Source organism: Kangiella spongicola (assembly GCF_003194565.2).
Classification (GTDB): Bacteria; Pseudomonadota; Gammaproteobacteria; order Enterobacterales; family Kangiellaceae; genus Kangiella; species Kangiella spongicola.
In genome coordinates this window covers 737869-754199 of the sequence record NZ_QICH01000001.1, presented here as the reverse complement: position 1 = coordinate 754199, position 16331 = coordinate 737869, and the positions used below count along the sequence as shown (strand labels likewise).

11 protein-coding genes are annotated in these 16331 nt (G+C 43.6%); 7 read left to right on the top strand and 4 right to left on the bottom strand.

What is annotated here, in order from left to right:
• Positions 1-119 precede the first annotated feature (119 nt).
• The 3 genes from polA (at position 120) to DL796_RS03360 (ending at position 4783) form a co-directional block, all read left to right on the top strand.
• Positions 120-2846 carry a DNA polymerase I gene (polA, locus tag DL796_RS03370; RefSeq protein ID WP_110199968.1) on the top strand — a complete coding sequence of 909 codons (2727 nt, stop codon included), beginning with the start codon at positions 120-122 and terminating at the stop codon, positions 2844-2846.
• Between the two features lie 438 nt (positions 2847-3284).
• Entirely contained in the window at positions 3285-3776 is a 492-nt protein-coding gene (locus tag DL796_RS03365) for a hypothetical protein (protein ID WP_196597945.1), read from the top strand.
• Positions 3777-3835: 59 nt separating this feature from the next.
• On the top strand, positions 3836-4783 hold the full coding sequence (locus tag DL796_RS03360; RefSeq protein ID WP_110199964.1) for a hypothetical protein: 948 nt from the start codon (positions 3836-3838) through the stop codon (positions 4781-4783).
• A gap of 14 nt (positions 4784-4797) precedes the next feature.
• Here DL796_RS03360 and DL796_RS03355 read toward each other — a convergent pair whose 3' ends face one another.
• Both DL796_RS03355 and yihA read right to left on the bottom strand, forming a co-directional pair.
• Complete coding sequence (locus DL796_RS03355) at positions 4798-5667, bottom strand: TPR end-of-group domain-containing protein (RefSeq protein ID WP_170114204.1); 870 nt, start codon at positions 5665-5667, stop codon at positions 4798-4800.
• A gap of 4 nt (positions 5668-5671) precedes the next feature.
• On the bottom strand, positions 5672-6385 hold the full coding sequence (gene yihA / locus DL796_RS03350; protein WP_110199962.1) for a ribosome biogenesis GTP-binding protein YihA/YsxC: 714 nt from the start codon (positions 6383-6385) through the stop codon (positions 5672-5674).
• A gap of 132 nt (positions 6386-6517) precedes the next feature.
• On the opposite strand from yihA, the gene DL796_RS03345 reads away from it, so the two are divergent.
• Together DL796_RS03345 and DL796_RS03340 are read left to right on the top strand one after the other, a co-directional pair.
• A complete protein-coding gene (locus DL796_RS03345) occupies positions 6518-7135 on the top strand; it encodes a c-type cytochrome (protein ID WP_110199960.1) in 618 nt (205 codons plus the stop codon).
• Positions 7136-7259: 124 nt separating this feature from the next.
• Positions 7260-7850: a DsbA family protein gene (locus tag DL796_RS03340; RefSeq protein WP_110199958.1), complete on the top strand. Its 591-nt coding sequence runs from the start codon at positions 7260-7262 to the stop codon at positions 7848-7850.
• On the opposite strand, the gene DL796_RS03335 is transcribed toward DL796_RS03340, so the two are convergent.
• Positions 7845-8573 (bottom strand): DUF599 domain-containing protein, encoded by a 729-nt coding sequence (locus tag DL796_RS03335; protein ID WP_110199956.1) that lies wholly within the window; start codon positions 8571-8573, stop codon positions 7845-7847. The genes DL796_RS03340 and DL796_RS03335 overlap by 6 nt on opposite strands.
• Before the next feature lie 269 nt (positions 8574-8842).
• Between DL796_RS03335 and DL796_RS03330 the strand changes: the two genes are divergently transcribed.
• Positions 8843-10936 carry a thioredoxin domain-containing protein gene (locus tag DL796_RS03330; RefSeq protein ID WP_110199954.1) on the top strand — a complete coding sequence of 698 codons (2094 nt, stop codon included), beginning with the start codon at positions 8843-8845 and terminating at the stop codon, positions 10934-10936.
• An 8-nt stretch (positions 10937-10944) separates the two neighbouring features.
• Here DL796_RS03330 and elbB read toward each other — a convergent pair whose 3' ends face one another.
• Positions 10945-11601, bottom strand: coding sequence for an isoprenoid biosynthesis glyoxalase ElbB (gene elbB, locus DL796_RS03325; protein ID WP_110199952.1), 657 nt, complete (start codon positions 11599-11601; stop codon positions 10945-10947).
• Between the two features lie 143 nt (positions 11602-11744).
• Here elbB and DL796_RS03320 point away from each other — a divergent pair, with 143 nt between their 5' ends.
• Complete coding sequence (locus tag DL796_RS03320) at positions 11745-16301, top strand: EAL domain-containing protein (RefSeq protein WP_110199950.1); 4557 nt, start codon at positions 11745-11747, stop codon at positions 16299-16301.
• The last annotated feature ends 30 nt before the right edge of the window (positions 16302-16331 follow it).

Here is a 16331-nt window from a genome sequence, read left to right as displayed (position 1 = left end):
ATAGAAGCTCAGTTAACGCTGGGCTTTTTTGTAGCTTTAGACATGAGCAATCGTTTGTATATAGGATTGTTGGGCAACTTACGTTACACTTAAACCAATCTTCAAAACCTTATATTCCAATGTCTGAAAAACAAACACCTTTCATATTAGTTGACGGCTCTTCCTATCTATTCCGTGCTTATCATGTACCGCAGTTACAGCGCATGACAAACTCCGAGGGCATGATGACGGGGGCGGTATTTGGCGTGATCAATATGCTGAAGAGCTTAATCAATGAGTATCAGCCGACACATATGGCGGTGGTGTTTGATGCTAAAGGTAAAACTTTCCGTAACGATTTATACCCAGAGTATAAAGCTAACCGCCCACCGATGCCGGAAGACCTGCGTCAACAAATTGAGCCGATCCATAAGATCGTAGAAGCCATGGGCTTGCCATTGTTAGTTGTGGATGGTGTCGAAGCTGATGATGTTATTGGCACTTTGGCTAAACAGGCATGTGCAGAAGGTCGCGAAACTTTGATATCGACTGGCGATAAAGACATGGCACAGTTGGTCAGCGACAATGTGACATTGATTAACACCATGGATAAGAACAACCCAATTACTGACTATGATCGGGTAATTGAGAAGTTTGGCGTTAAGCCTGATCAGATCATTGATTTCTTAGCACTTGTTGGCGACAAAGTGGATAACATCCCTGGCGTGAATAAATGTGGGCCAAAAACAGCCGTGAAGTGGCTCAATGAATACGGCTCAATGCAGGGCGTGATTGAAAACGCCGATAAGATTGGTGGCAAGATTGGTGAAAATTTACGCGAGGCGCTCGATCAACTGCCGCTATCCTACGAGCTAGCGACTATTAAACTGGATTGTGACTTAGACTTCTTGCCAAAAGAATTAACGCTTAAAGAGCCTGACCTTGCAGAGTTAAAAGAACTATACGGCAAGATGGAGTTTCGACGCTGGTTAACCGAAGTCCTAAAAGAAGGTGGTGAAGAGCTAGAAGGCGATGAAGATAGCGGTGAAACCCCTATTGATCGCAGTAAATACGAAACGATTTTAGAACAATCCGAGTTAGATAAGTGGTTGAAAAAACTTGAAAAATCAGAGCTTTTTGCCTTTGACACTGAAACCACCAGCTTGAATTACATGGAAGCTGAATTGGTTGGGATGTCGTTTGCGCTAGACAATGGTGAAGCGGCTTATTTGCCAGTAGCACACAGCTACATGGGCGTGCCTAAGCAGCTAGACCGAGACGACGTCTTAAAGCAGATGAAGCCGTTACTTGAAAGCGACGAGATTAAAAAAGTCGGACAAAATCTAAAGTACGACATGAGCGTGTTAGCACGTTATGGCATTACGCTTGGCGGAATCGAGTTTGATACCATGCTGGAGTCTTATTGCTTAAACTCGGTAGCCAGTCGCCATGATATGGACACCTTATCCTTAAAGCATCTCAATCACCCTACGATTAAGTTTGAAGAGATCGCTGGCAAGGGCAAGAACCAACTAACCTTTGATCAAATCGAACTAGAAAAAGCCTCGCCGTATGCCGCCGAAGACGCAGATATCACCATGAAGCTTCACCAAAAGCTGTGGGGCGAACTGCAAAAAGAAGAAGGGCCGGCACAAGTTTTTCAGCATATTGAAATGCCATTAGTGAAGGTATTATCAAAAGTTGAACGAAACGGTGTGTTGGTGGATGGTGCGCTGTTATTAGAAAAAAGCCGTGTCTTTGAGCAGCGTCTTAAAGAGATTGAAGCAAAAGCCTATGAGTTAGCAGGCAAAGAATTTAATCTCGGCTCGCCGAAGCAGTTACAAGCAATTCTATTCGAAGAGTTAGAGTTACCCATTATTAAGAAAACCCCGAAAGGACAACCATCGACCGCAGAAGAAGTGTTACAGGAATTAGCACTTGATTATCCATTGCCAAAATTAATTTTAGAAAACCGCAGCTTGAGTAAGTTGAAATCAACTTATACCGACAAGTTGCCGAAGATGATCAACCCCGAAACAAAGCGTTTGCACACCTCTTATCATCAGGCAATTGCCGCCACAGGGCGTTTATCATCGACTGAACCGAACTTACAAAATATTCCTATCAAATCCGCGGAAGGCCGTAGTATTCGAACCGCTTTTATAGCGTCTGAAGGTTGTAAAATTCTAGCGGCGGATTACTCACAAATTGAGTTGCGAATTATGGCCCACTTGTCACAGGACAAAGGCTTGCTTAAAGCTTTTGAAGAAGGCTTGGATGTACACTCAGCAACCGCCTCGGAAGTCTTTGGCGTTGAGCTTGATGAGGTTACCGATACCCAGCGTCGCAACGCAAAGGCCATTAACTTCGGCTTAATCTACGGTATGTCAGCGTTTGGTCTTGCCAAGCAGATTGAAGCCGATAGGAACACTGCCCAAGATTACATCAACACCTATTTTGCGCGTTATCCGGGGGTTGAGGCTTACATGGACAATACCCGTGAGAAGGCAGCGGAAAAAGGCTATGTTGAAACACTTTATGGCCGTCGTCTGTACTTGCCTGAGATTCACTCAAAGAACGGTATGCGCCGCAAAGCGGCCGAAAGAACAGCGATTAATGCGCCAATGCAAGGCAGTGCTGCAGATATTATCAAGCTCGCGATGTTAGAAGTGGACAAATGGCTACAAGACCAGCCGGGCATCACAATGATCATGCAGGTTCATGATGAACTGGTGTTTGAGGTCGAAGAGCAGTATTTAGAGCTGGCTCAAAAGAAAATCCCTGAGCTGATGGAAAGTGTCGCCGAATTGTCTGTGCCATTAATCGCAGAAGTTGGGGTCGGCGATAACTGGGATGAAGCGCACTAGTTCAGAAAATCATAATCAATAAACTTGCGCTATTTATCACCTAAAGTGTGATATGGCGCAGGTTTTTGTCGCTAACACCGCTTAACTTCACACTTTCTTGCGATCTTTACATAACCTTACAAATCTATTGAAACAAACTACCGTAAAGGGAGTCTATTTAACTGAGCACAATGAAGTGCTCCCCGCGACTCCCTCCTTACAGCGGGACTTGCGATTTGGCCTCCCCAAGCCGAATTGCACATTTGGGGTGGTTCTATGTTCCCTCAGACCACCCCTTTTTTTATGCCTGTCAAAATGCAGTTATGCATTAAACGTTAATGACTGCGCATATCTCGGATATTCCAGAAATATTTATTTGAGGAGATTTAATTATTGATGTATAAAACTAAGCTATTGATACTGTTTTACTAAAGAGAAGGAGTAATACTTAATGAAAAGGTGGTTATATCATCATTGATAGCTGTGCTTTTGGGATTATTGGCTAATTTATCTCTGGCTGCTGATAAAGACAACTTGAACAATAAAGGGCCTAAAGAGTTGGCATGGGAACTGGCTCCAGCAAAGACTTTTGACGCATTGGAAGCTATAGCGCAGAGACGTTCACCGCTTGATGCGTTAAGCCTTGATGCGAAAAAGAGATTTGTAGAGAGTGTTATTTTTACAGAAAATGGAGTGGGAGGTTTTGATTATCGGGATTTAGAATTAGAGTTGACTGCTACAGAGATATACAAAATACTAAGCTTGATTGGACAACAACATGTTACACCTTCCTTAAAAAAGGCAAGGATTGAGTCAGAGTCAGATAAAATAATTATGTTTGGTAAAGGGCCGAATACACCAGGAGATGGAGATTTTTTATTGGATTACTATTGCTTCCAAAGAGGCTCCTGTGAATCAAGTAAAAATAAAGCCTGTACGAGTAATTGTTAGAATAAATATATAGTGTATAAGCTGCGATGAGTTCATCGCAGCTATAGCTAATAAATTATATGAAATTAATAATCACTTTTATCTTTAGCTTATCATTTTTTAATACAGCCTTAGCTTATGAGATAGATTGTAGAGATAGCTCGTTGAGCAGCTTGGATAAGGTTGAAAGCGATATTGAAAATATTATCGAGAGTGTAAGAAAAAAGAATGCCGTACTTCCTCAAAAAGAAATGAAAGTAAGGGTTTCAGAAGCTCTGGAAGATTATTTTAATAAATGTTTAAGAGACTCTTTATCTAATGAAGAACTACCCAAGTATAGCAATCTACAGTTAAGTAAATATTATTTGAATATAGATACTATTCATTTCTATAAGGGAACTAAAGAGCTAGCTAAAGTGTTAAATAATATTGTTCTAGAGCAAGTTAAGAGAGAGGGAGTTGAAACCAATAAGGCTAAGTTGTTAACTTTAGAAGGTATCTTAATCCAATCACGTATGTTTAAAGATAGAGAGGTATTAGTTAAAAAGTTCCCCCAAATTAAGTTTAGTGGACTACAGTTTATAGACAGTACGAACAAACTAAATAAGAAGAGGGCATTAAGTATTGCAGATTATAGTAATAGACTTATGATTGATTCTATAGTTTTGCCTAAAGGAGGCTATGTTGTAGTAGTCAGCCATCCTTTATGTCACTTTTCTCAAAATGCAAGAAGCTTTATTAGGAAAAATAAAAACATCTATGACGTTATGGACGATAAATCTTTATGGTTAATACCAAATAGCAGGAGAATGTATGTAGATAAGGTGGCTGAAGCTAATCTAAACGAGGAAAAACTACCTTATGTTTATGCATACTCAAATGATGACTGGAGTGAAATCGATTATTGGGGGACTCCAGCCTTCTATTTTTATTTGAATAGAGAATTAATATTTCGATTTACAGGTTGGCCGCAAGAAGGAAACAAGGATAGACTAGTCGAAGGATTGAAGAAAGTAGGGCTACTTTAACAGCCCTTAGCTTATTATATTTGCGGCTTAAGTGCTTCAAATTCTTCGAGTTTATGAAGTTCTTCAAAAGCTGCTTCGCGTTCAAGTTCGTCGGCTAGTTTAGGGGCTTTTTCTATAGCAATTTTGATATCGCTGATGGCTTCCTGAGTAGCGCCGTTGGCGGCGTTAGCGCAGGCTCGTTGCCAGTAGGCGAGGCCATAATCTTCATCTTGGTCGATGGCGCGGTTAGCAAGGCTAAAGGCCCATTCGTAATCCCCCAGCTCGTAAGCCGCATCTGCTTTATAGATCAGGGCTTCGATATCCGTTGGGTTTATGGCGAGAATTTCATCATAAAGCTTAATCTTCTGGTGAAGATTATTTTCAAGTCCAGCGCGCATCCAGATCGAGTGCAGCTCGTTGGATTTCGATATATCTTCTTGGGCATCAATGATTTCTTGCGAACGTTTACGCAACTTACCTTCTAGCTCAGCCAGTCTATCTTCGTACTCTTGGGTCAATTCATTAATCTTTGTTTCGACCACCTCGTTAAGCTTACTTTTAACATCTCGCATCGAACGCCAGCCCATCAAGACCAGTATTGATGCTGCTGTGGTAATAATAATAAACATATTGTTTAAAGTATCTGACGTATAACGAATAATACGGTCGGAGGCATCCAGTTTAGCGTGTGCCACCTTTTCTTCCATGTCAGCGCGCAATATGAGTTGGTCTTGCCTGACCGCCCTTAATTCATCGAGTATATAACGTTCGATCAAAGGCTGGTAATTACTGGTCTTTTCAGGCTTTTGTTCATTTTTCTGTTGGCTTTGTTCAGCGGCAAAGGCAGCCAGGCTGCTGAAGCTGATGGCAACCAACAGAAGTATGTTAAATAAATGTTTTACCATGTGCCTACTCCTCTGTGCCTGATTTGCTCTGTGAAACAGTATCCGGAGACTCAGCGTAATCCGACTCTGAATCCGACTCTAAGGGAGTCGTTTCTATTGGATCACTCTCTACTGGATCACTCTCTACTGGATCAGAGTACCACGCATCCATCTTAGCTAAAAGCTGGTCAAGTCCTTGTTTTTTCAGTGAAGAGAATGCTTGGACAGTAGCTTCAGGGTGCAATTCTTTGAGTTGCTTCTTACACTGGGCTAATGCTTTGGCCTTAGCGCCTTGTTTCAATTTGTCTGACTTACTGAGTAAGCAGTGAACAGGTAAGCCCACATCATAGGCCCAGCTGAGCATCTGCTGATCCGTTTCTTTTAGGAAGTGTCGCATATCCATCAGTAGTACCAGACCGCGCAGACATTGACGTTCTTGGAGATAACGCGAGAGCTCCTGTTGCCACATTTGTTTGGTGCTTTCAGAAACCTTGGCGTAACCGTAACCGGGTAAGTCAATCAGCCGCGCGTTATCGTCTAGGGTGAAAACATTAATCAGCTGAGTTCGACCAGGCGTTTTACTGGTGCGAGCTAGGCTTTTTTGTTGTGTTAAGGTATTTAACGCGCTGGATTTACCAGCATTTGAGCGACCTGCAAAGGCAACTTCAATCCCCTCGTCAGGCGGGAGCTGGTCGATTTTAGCCGCGCCAAGCAGGTATTTGGCTTTTTGATAGTGCATAAATATGGATTTTTTGCCTTAGGGTATTGGCATTTTAACGGTTAGTTCCCTATAATTCACCGAGCTTTTCGATTTTATTTTATTGGCGGTGACGGCATCGCGTATAGATTTTATATTTTAGTAGGTAACCTAATGAGAAAGTTAGCTATTTTTGCTTTATTTTTTGTAGCGTGGAGTACCCCAAGTTTTGCCGGAGACGTGGCAAAGGGTGCTGAACTGGCCAATACCTGTGCAGCATGTCACGGGAAAGACGGTAATAGTGGCAACCCAATGTGGCCAAAACTAGCCGGACAGAGTGAGAAGTACTTAGAGAAGCAAATTAAAGACTTCCAAGCGGGTGCCAAAGATCAAAGCCAAGGTCGTTATGACGCCTCAATGGCTCCAATGGTTAGTAACTTAAGCGATGAAGATGTTGCTGATCTTTCAGCATACTTTGCGTCACAAGAAACGCAAATGGGTGCGGTAAAAAAAGAATTTTTGGAATTAGGTAAAAAAATCTACTTCCAAGGTGATGCCGAGCGTAAAGTCCCAGCATGTAGTGCTTGTCACGGCGCCACAGGTAGCGGTTTAAACACAGCGGGTTATCCTGCACTATCTGGCCAACACCCAGAGTATACGATTAAGCAATTAAAAGCATTCTCGCATGGCGAGCGTAGCAACGATGCTAACGGTATTATGCGCGATATCGCAATCCGCATGTCGGATCAACAAATCGAAGCGGTAGCTCACTTCCTATTAGGTTTGCATTAATCGGTTAGCGTTAAACGCTTGCAACAAACATTAGGTTCAAGGTAAAAAGACGACTTTAGGTCGTCTTTTTTATTACCTTTAATAAACGTATATACTGTTAGAAAAGGTCACAGGATAAGGTTCTATGTCTAAATTAGCTTCAATTATCGCCACGCTAGGCTTGTTAGCGATGAGTCACAGCGGCCTCGCCGAATTTAAAGAGGGTAAGGACTATTGGAAAATAAAGAAGGTTGATGAGGTTGCGGTGGCAACTGATGACAACCTGTATTTTACTTGGCTCGGCTGCGATTCGTGTCGAAAGATCGAGAAAGAATTAGAAGCAGACCTTGAGGGATTTGAAGTAGTGCCTTTAATTGCGCGCCAAAACTGGCGCCCAGCGGCTAAGGCGTTTTATGCAATCGAGATTCTCGGTGGTGATGCACAAGCTTGGAATCAGCTGAAACAACAAGTAGAAGATAAAACGTTAGATCCTACCGATCAAAAGGCTTTATTCGCCGCTATCATCGAACTTGGATTTGATAAAGAAGACGTTATCGAATTATTGGAAGATCGCGTGTTATATCAGCGCATTGACCAAGCCGAAGCGCTAGCAAAGCACTATGGTATTCAGTACGTGCCAACAGTCGTGGTCAAGGGCCAATACGCCACAGATGCGCGTAGCACCATGACCGTTAAGAAATTCTCTGAAGTTATCAATTACCTCAAAGCGTTATAAACCGTATTCATCAATTTTCTTCTCATTGCTGTGGTGGCTCGCATTATAAAGAGCCGCCAAGGTCGCAGAACGAAACTCGCGACGATAAAGCACCCAAACGACTAGAGCCGAAGCTAACATAAACACGATAGGGTTAAAGAACCAGCCCAGTGTAGCCAAGGCAAAGCTATAAGCTCGAAGGCCAAAGTTGAAGGAGTGCGATGCGCGCCCCATCAGCCAATTTGTATGTTTTATAAAAATATCACGGTCTTGTTGTGTGTCGTTGGAGTCAGGTGCGGCGCCGAAAAGCACTGTGACAAAGTTATACTGGCGCATCGACCAGGTGAATTTGAAAAATGCATAGGCGAAAGTGATAACTAAAATAATAATTTTTAGCTCCCACGATGCTCGCGAATCCACCTCAATCCAAGGTAATGCTTCGACCAGAGGAATCACCTGCTCGGTCGAGCCCAAGACGGTTAGCAGACCAGCAATGATGAAAATGGTCGTGGAAGCAAAAAAAGTCACGTTGCGTGACAAGATTCCGATGCTACTGATGTCCGCCATGCGCATTTCGCGCTTAATCATGCGCTGTAACCATTCGATACGATTCGCTTCTAACTGATTGGCAATAGTTGAGCAGTTCCTTTGCTTATAACGTGCAAAATAGGTGTAGCCAATCCAGCAAGTTATAAACCAGCCAAGGGCAATCCAATGAATCAGTGGCAAAAAAGATAGCGTCATAGTGTTAAATTCTAGTTGTGTCGGTTGCAATCATTAGAAAAAATGCCATGCTTGTTAATCAAGCAGTGCAGTGGCTCAGGCTATCTAGGCGTGTGTGATATCAAAGTTGTAATAGGGCGGTTTTGAACCGTTCCAAGGGCTTAAATGATTAAGATCACACAGGCATCGAATGGCTTGAAATCACTGTATACTGTGGGTTCAGCTTTGGCAAGATTCAAGCGCGTTTTGATTTTAATTTGCCCAGATATAAGCGACAGATAGGTAGTCACATGATTGAGAATGGTATGCACAACAAATTGGCACAGGCGAGCAGCCCATATTTACTTCAGCACAAAGATAATCCCGTGCATTGGCAAGAATGGAGCGATGAGATCTTGGCTTTAGCTAAGGAGCTCGATAAACCAATTTTATTGTCTGTGGGCTATTCCTCATGCCATTGGTGCCATGTGATGGCGCATGAATCCTTTGAGGACGACGATGTGGCTAAAGTGATGAATGAACACTTTATAAACATTAAATTGGATCGCGAGGAGCGTCCTGACTTGGACAAGACTTATCAGTTGGCGCATCAGCTTCTTAATCGTCAAGCAGGCGGGTGGCCTCTCACCACTATTTTAGATCCAAAAACATTAGTACCGTTCTTTAGCGGCACCTACTTTCCTAAAAAGCCAAAGTTCGGTCTGCCTGCATTTACCGAGCTATTGCAAAACATCAGCCGCATCTTTCAACAAAAGCGAGAAGAAATTACAGAGCAAAACGACCGTTTGAGCCATGCTCTACAAACCGTTGCCACTGGAACTAGAAGTTCACAAGGAGAGAGCACCGAAAGCTTGGCGCCAGAGTTTGTAAACAGTGTGTTGCAACATCACGATAAGCGTTATGGCGGAATGGAAGGAGCGCCAAAGTTTCCACAGCCAGCTATCTGGGGCGCCAGTCTATCGCTCCTAGGCAGTCAGGCGCTGACCGATAAGCAAGCTGAGGAGTTAAAGCTGGCAGTGCTCAATACCGCCAAGGGCTTTTGTCATTTTGGCTTATTCGACCATTTAGCAGGCGGGTTTTTTCGCTACTGCGTCGATGAGCGCTGGGATATTCCGCACTTTGAAAAAATGCTGTACGACAATGGGCAGTTACTGAGCTTGGTGGCGGCGACTGGGCATTATTTTGCCGAGGGTCAACTGATGCAAGCGGTCGACCTGACTATTAACTGGCTCAAAGAGCAAATGTTAGCGCCAGAAGGCGGTTTTTATTCAGCGTTAGATGCTGACAGTGAGAATGAGTCGGGTAAAAGTGTCGAAGGGGCTTACTACAGTTGGCAGCCAAAACAGTTTAAATTTTTAGCTGAGCCTGAGCGAGTCATTGCCACACATTATTATGGTCTGAAGAAAAAGGCGAATTTTGAAGGCCAGTGGCACTTGGTTGCACGGGAAGATTGGCGAGAGGTCGCAAAAAAGCTAAAAGTCCATGAGAAACAAGCGCCCATACTATTAGAGTCGGCGCGACAACAGCTAAAGCTGGTGCGTGATAAACGGCCGTTGCCGTTCCGCGACGACAAACTGTTGACCAGCTGGAACGCATTAACATTGCAGGGGTTGCTCGAAGCGAAACGAGCCGGAAGTAAAGCGGTTAGCGATGAGCTGATTAACGGTTGTAAAAGCTTTATGCGCCATCAGGTGTGGAAGAATAAGCAGTTATACGCCTGTTATAAAGACGGCAAAGCTTACCAAGAAGCATTTCTTGATGACTATGGTTATTTGGCTAAGGGCTTGTTGTTGGCGCTTTCGGACAGATTTACTCAGGTCGACTGGAGTTGGCTCAAGCAAATTTGTGACACTTTGTGGCAAGAGTTTGCCGATCAGGAAGAGGGTGGCTTCTATTTTACGGCAAACCACCACCAAAAAGTAATCACCCGCCATAAGAGTTGGAGTGATGATGTTATGCCCAGCAGCTCGATTCAGGCGCTTGAGGCGCTTTGGGTTGTGGCAGAACTCACTGGCAATATGGAGTGGTTGGAGTTTGTGGAGAAAAGTCTCATCAAGGCTCGAGCAGAAGCGGTGAACGCGCCTGTGCAATATGCGTCAGCAGTACGTTTATTAGAGGTATGGCAACAGGGAATAGAGTTGTGGGTTATTCGCGGGGAAGGCTATGAGCTTCCGCAATGGCAAGAGTATTTAACCACTGGGTTAAATCCAAACCGCTGGGTTTTTGCGATTGAGCATGGCGCTAATGATGCGGAGATTGAAACAAAATTTCCCGCAAAGCCAGGCGAGGAGCAGACTTTACGGGCTTATTGCTGTCGCCAACGCCAATGTTTCCCAGCTATTAGCGACCTTGCAAACTTGAAACGTTTTTTACAAGAAAAGTAACAAGCAGCTTATTTAAGCATGCTTGCGATTTTATCGACCAGCTTATTAATGCCTTTTGCCGCTTCGGAAACGCTCGAAGCAAGCATATAAGCTGGCGTTGTCACCAGTTGATTCGCTTCATCAACCACTATGTCTCCAACCGGACAAGCTTGGTGAACGGCGCCCATCGCCTCGATGGCTTTAGCGGTATCTTCATCAGTGCCGATAGTGAGTTGAGTGCCTTGACCGTAAATATGCGGCAACATAGCTGGCGCGATACACATGAATCCAACCGGCTTTTTATCTTTAGCAAAAGCTTTGATAAAACTGACAAGCTCTGGGTTTACCGTGCAATCGCTGCCTTTAACTGCAAAGTCTGAAAGATTTTTAGCCGCGCCAAAGCCGCCTGGCAGGATAGCCGCATCAAAATCATCAGCATTAGCTTCGGCTAAGTCTTTAATGTTGCCACGAGCGATGCGCGCGGACTCGACCAGAACATTGCGCGTTTCACCTTCAGCGACCTCGCCTGTTAGGTGGTTGATGACGTGCATTTGTTCGATATTAGGTGCGAAACATTGGTACTCAAGACCACGATTCTCGAGTGCTAAAAGTGTCAGTACGCTTTCATGAATTTCAGCGCCATCAAAAACACCCGATCCGGATAAAACCACTGCAACTTTTTTCATAAGTAACTCGATGTTATAAGTGATAGCTTTGATGATAATATATCTAGCATGACAAATTAAGGCTTCAAGTTTTGATTTTTATAGCTATTTAGTTGAAACTAAGCTCTAGAATAAACGGTAGTCGACTACCTATAAGGAATTAAATGTCCATAAAACCTGTGAGTTTTTTGTCGATAATACTCTGGTGCCTACTAGCTGTATGCACCGTTGGAACTGTGTCGCGGGCACAAGTTTCAGAAACAGGGTTGCTGCAAGGCCAATTATCGCAAAGCACAGTGACCTCTATTGTTGAAGATAAGTTCGGCTTCCTATGGATTGGTACCCAGGATGGGCTCAATCGCTTTGATGGCTACAGCGTTAAAGTATACAACAAACAAAACAGCGAACTCCCTAGTACGCGAATCAAAGATCTTGAAATTGATAAAAATGGAGACTTGTGGATAGCCACCGAGAATGGACTGGCACTATTACAACAAGACACCGGTAGCATCATCAACTTTTATCATAATGCACAAGAACCTTTCTCAATTGCTGATAATTATGTATCAAGCATAGCCACTGACGATAATGGCGGCGTCTGGATCGGTACTTATAGTGGCCCTTCATATTATGACCCGAGCATAAACGGTTTTCGTACCATTCCTATAATGCAAAGCCGCAGAATCCCCGCGGCGCTGAATGAGGTTTCAGACATCTTAGTCGATAGCAGGCAGCGCGCTTGGCTAATGACGACACGTGGAGACTTAGCGCTCTACAGCGAAGCTCTGGGCTACTTCGAAATTATCAAAAATCCACAAGACAACAATTTAGGCAGTGCAGAGTCAATGGTTGAAGGCCCCAGTGGCAAATTGTGGTTTATATCTTCTGAGTTCGGTTTAATGCAATATGATCATGTTGATCGTAGTTTTACTAAAGTAAATTTGCAAAGCCTTGGTTTAGAAGCAGGCGAATATCGATTAAATAAAATCTATTTTGATACTGAGAATAGACTCTGGATTGGAACGGAGAATAAGGGGCTTTATGCTGTGAAAGGTGGTCGAGTCATTGATCACCATATTCACGGCGAACCAGGCTCTGTTGGTAACAATCGTATTAACAGCCTATTCCAAGACAGCAGTAATATTCTATGGATTGGCTCATCCGCATACCTTAATAAAATTAATCCTCATGCGATTAAGTTTCATTATTACAACAGTAGAGATAGCGAGGCTGGGAAACTCAACTCTGAAATTGTTTATTCGGTCTTGGCAACCAGCTACGACCATTTGATTGTTGGTGGCGCGACCGGTGGCTTTACTGTTCTAAAACGCACCAATGATGGTGCAAAGGTTGTCGATGTTACTCTGCCCGAAAGATTGAAGGGCAAGAGCATTAACAAATTAATTAGCATCGGTGCTGGTCAAAGTTATCTGGTGTCTAGCCAGTCCGTTTGGATATTTGATGAGTTAACCTACAGCTTCAAGCTAGTCTACGAGAGTAGCGACCCACAGGATTACTTCTTAACCGCGTACCATGATGGGAGCTACCTGTGGTTAGGCACTAAGAAAGGCTTGTGGCGATTGAGTAACGATAACTCGGTGAGAAAGTATCGACTAATTGATGTGGATTATCACCGTGATAACAGAATCAATACTTTACTTGAAGACCGCAAAAATAAAGATTATCTATGGATCGGATCTGATAGTGGGGTCTATCGTTTTAGCAAAAAGAATGAAGCCTTTGTCTCGCTGGAAAACTTATTTAGCGATCTCCCTGAAGAAGCGCAAGACGTTGTATTTAGCCTGAATCAAGATCAAAACTCAAGAATCTGGATCGGCACCTTTGGTCATGGCCTAGTGGTGGTGGACTTAATTACCCAGAAGCATACCTTGTTGAATAGCCAGATCAGTAACTTGCACGAAACAGTTTACTCATTGATGCTTGATGACTCGGGAATTATCTGGGCAGGAACTGGCAACGGCTTATACCGCATAGAGCCGAGTGACTTTCGCATGAGCCAGTTTATTCAAACCGAAGATCAACCCATCATCGAGTTTAATACCGGTGCAACGGGTAAAGATCGTTTTGGTAATTTATTGCTCGGTGGTATGAATGGACTGATTCACTTCGATCCAAAAGATTACACCAGAGACGAAAAGCCACCACTGCCGGTGATAACGGATATTCTGGTAAACAATAAATCTATAGAAGTTGAGGGTGAGAAGCGTAAACGATTAGAAAAGCCGCCCCATATCGCAAACAAGGTCACGATATATCCCGAAGATACTGCGGTGAGTTTTGATTTTTCAGCCTTTAATTATATTGATCCTTGGAGTAACCGTTTTCGCTATAAGTTGGACGGCTACGACGAAAATTGGACTGAGACGGATGCACAAAGTCGCCGTGTTACCTATACCAACCTAAAGCCAGGCGATTATAACTTTAAGGTTTACGCAGCCAATAAAGATGGAATTTGGAGTGATGAGCCTGCGGGCATTGAAGTTGAAGTTAAAACGTTGGCTCTACTATCACCGTTGGCTTATACGTTTTATGGCTTTATTTTAGGCCTAATTATTTTGGCCTTTTCTTACCTCGTTTGGGCTCGTTTAAGAGAGCGACAATCTGCTGCTCAACAATTAGCTGAGAGTGAAGAGCGTTTGAAGTTATCGCTGTGGGGCAGTGGCGATGAATTATGGGATTGGCAGGTGAAAACTGGTGCTCTACACCTGTCGAATGAGTGGCCTTATGATTTCCCGAGAGATGGTATACGGAGTGGTTATTCAGAGATTAACTCAAACATACACCCTAATGACTTACCCTATGTAAAGCAGGCGCTTAACGCGCACCTAGAAGGTAAGTCACTACACTTTGAAAGTACTTACCGCATTAGCAATGAACGCGGTGGTTGGATTTGGGTGTTAGACCGCGGCAAGGTTGTGGCACGAGATGAAAACAAAAAGCCGCTTCGAATGGCGGGTACTTTAAAAAATATTAGCGATCTGAAAGATACTGAGCAACAGCTTAGTATGGTTGTAAAGTCATTCGATAATATTTCAGACGCCGTTTGGATTTTGGATGAAGATTACAACTATATTGTGGTCAACAAGGCTTATACTAAAATCACTGGCTTTGAGCCGGAAGAAGTTATTGGGCGCAAGATTCGTGAGTCGGCAGTTGTCAACACCGCTGATAATTTCATCGATGAGTTAAAAGAAGCATTGGGCTCTGAGGGGCGCTGGAGTGGTGAATTAGAGGCGACGCGCAAAGATGGCCAAGTCTATCCGATTGAGATCAATATTGACGTGGTTAGAGACAATGATGGCAATATCATCAACTATGTAGGTGTTTTCTCAGACATTACGTTCCGCAAAAAAGCAGAGAAGGAATTGCGCCGTTTGGCGACAGTCGATCAGCTCACTGGCTTACGTAACCGCAACAGCTTTAAACAGCGTTTTGAGGAAGTGTTAGCACTTTCAGGGGAAGCCGATCAGCATGCTTTATTGTTTATCGACTTAGATAACTTTAAGCGCATTAATGACTCGCTAGGTCATGGTGTGGGCGACGAGTTGCTAACCCGTGTGGCGAAAGCACTGCTGGAAATAACCGCAGAAAATCATGGCATTGTAGCTCGACTTGGTGGCGATGAGTTCACCGTGGTACTTGCCGATGTAGACACCTGGAGTCAGCCTGCTAAATACGCACAGGCCATATTGGATTATTTCGCAAAGCCATTATCGTTACCAAGCGCGGAAGTCTTAGTCTCGCCAAGTATTGGTATCGTGATGTATCCAGAAAACGGTGATAGTGCGGAAGAGTTGCTAAAAAATGCGGATATGGCGATGTATTACGCTAAAAAGAAAGGCAAGAATACCTACCAATTCTATACTCGCCAGATGAATGAACAGGCACAACTAAGAATTAACCTTGAGAGCGAATTGCGCCAAGCCATTGAAAAGGATGAGTTTGTGGTCTTTTATCAGCCTAAAGTTAGCCTAGAAACGGGGCGGGTCACTAGCATGGAAGCCTTGGTACGTTGGCGTAATCCAAACCGAGGCCTAGTTATGCCAGGCGAGTTTATACCCCTAGCGGAAGAAGCGGGCTACATTATTGCCATCAGCCAGAAGGTTATTGAAAAGAGTTGCCTACAATTAAGAGATTGGAAAAATCGTGGTATTTATGATGGCAAGATCGCGGTAAATCTTTCGGCCGTCCAGTTTTATCATGAAAACTTATGGGAAACGGTTAAAACGGCATTACATATCGCCAAAATTGAGGCGACGGATTTGGAGTTTGAGATCACTGAAGGCATGGTGATGCAGGATTTAGCGCACTCGATACAGCAAATGCAGACGCTAAAAGAAATGGGCAGTAGTCTTGCACTGGATGATTTTGGAGTGGGTTACTCCTCGCTCGGAAACCTTAAAGATTTTCCTATCGACACTTTAAAAATCGATCGTGCCTTTATTTGGGACTTAGAGGATTCGGAGCGTGATAAAAAATTGGTGGCCTCGATCGTGACCCTAGCGCACAACTTGGGTATTAAAGTGGTGGCTGAAGGTGTTGAAACGCCTTATCAGGTTAAAGCCCTGAGAGATATGAAGTGCGAAGAAATCCAAGGCTATATTTTTAGCAAACCAGTACCACCCTGGGAAATGGAAGCGATATTGACCGATCCAAATTATACTTTAGACGCGATAATCGAAGATATGGGCGAAGAGTAAGCCACTTAGAATGGGCTAAAAAACAACTTT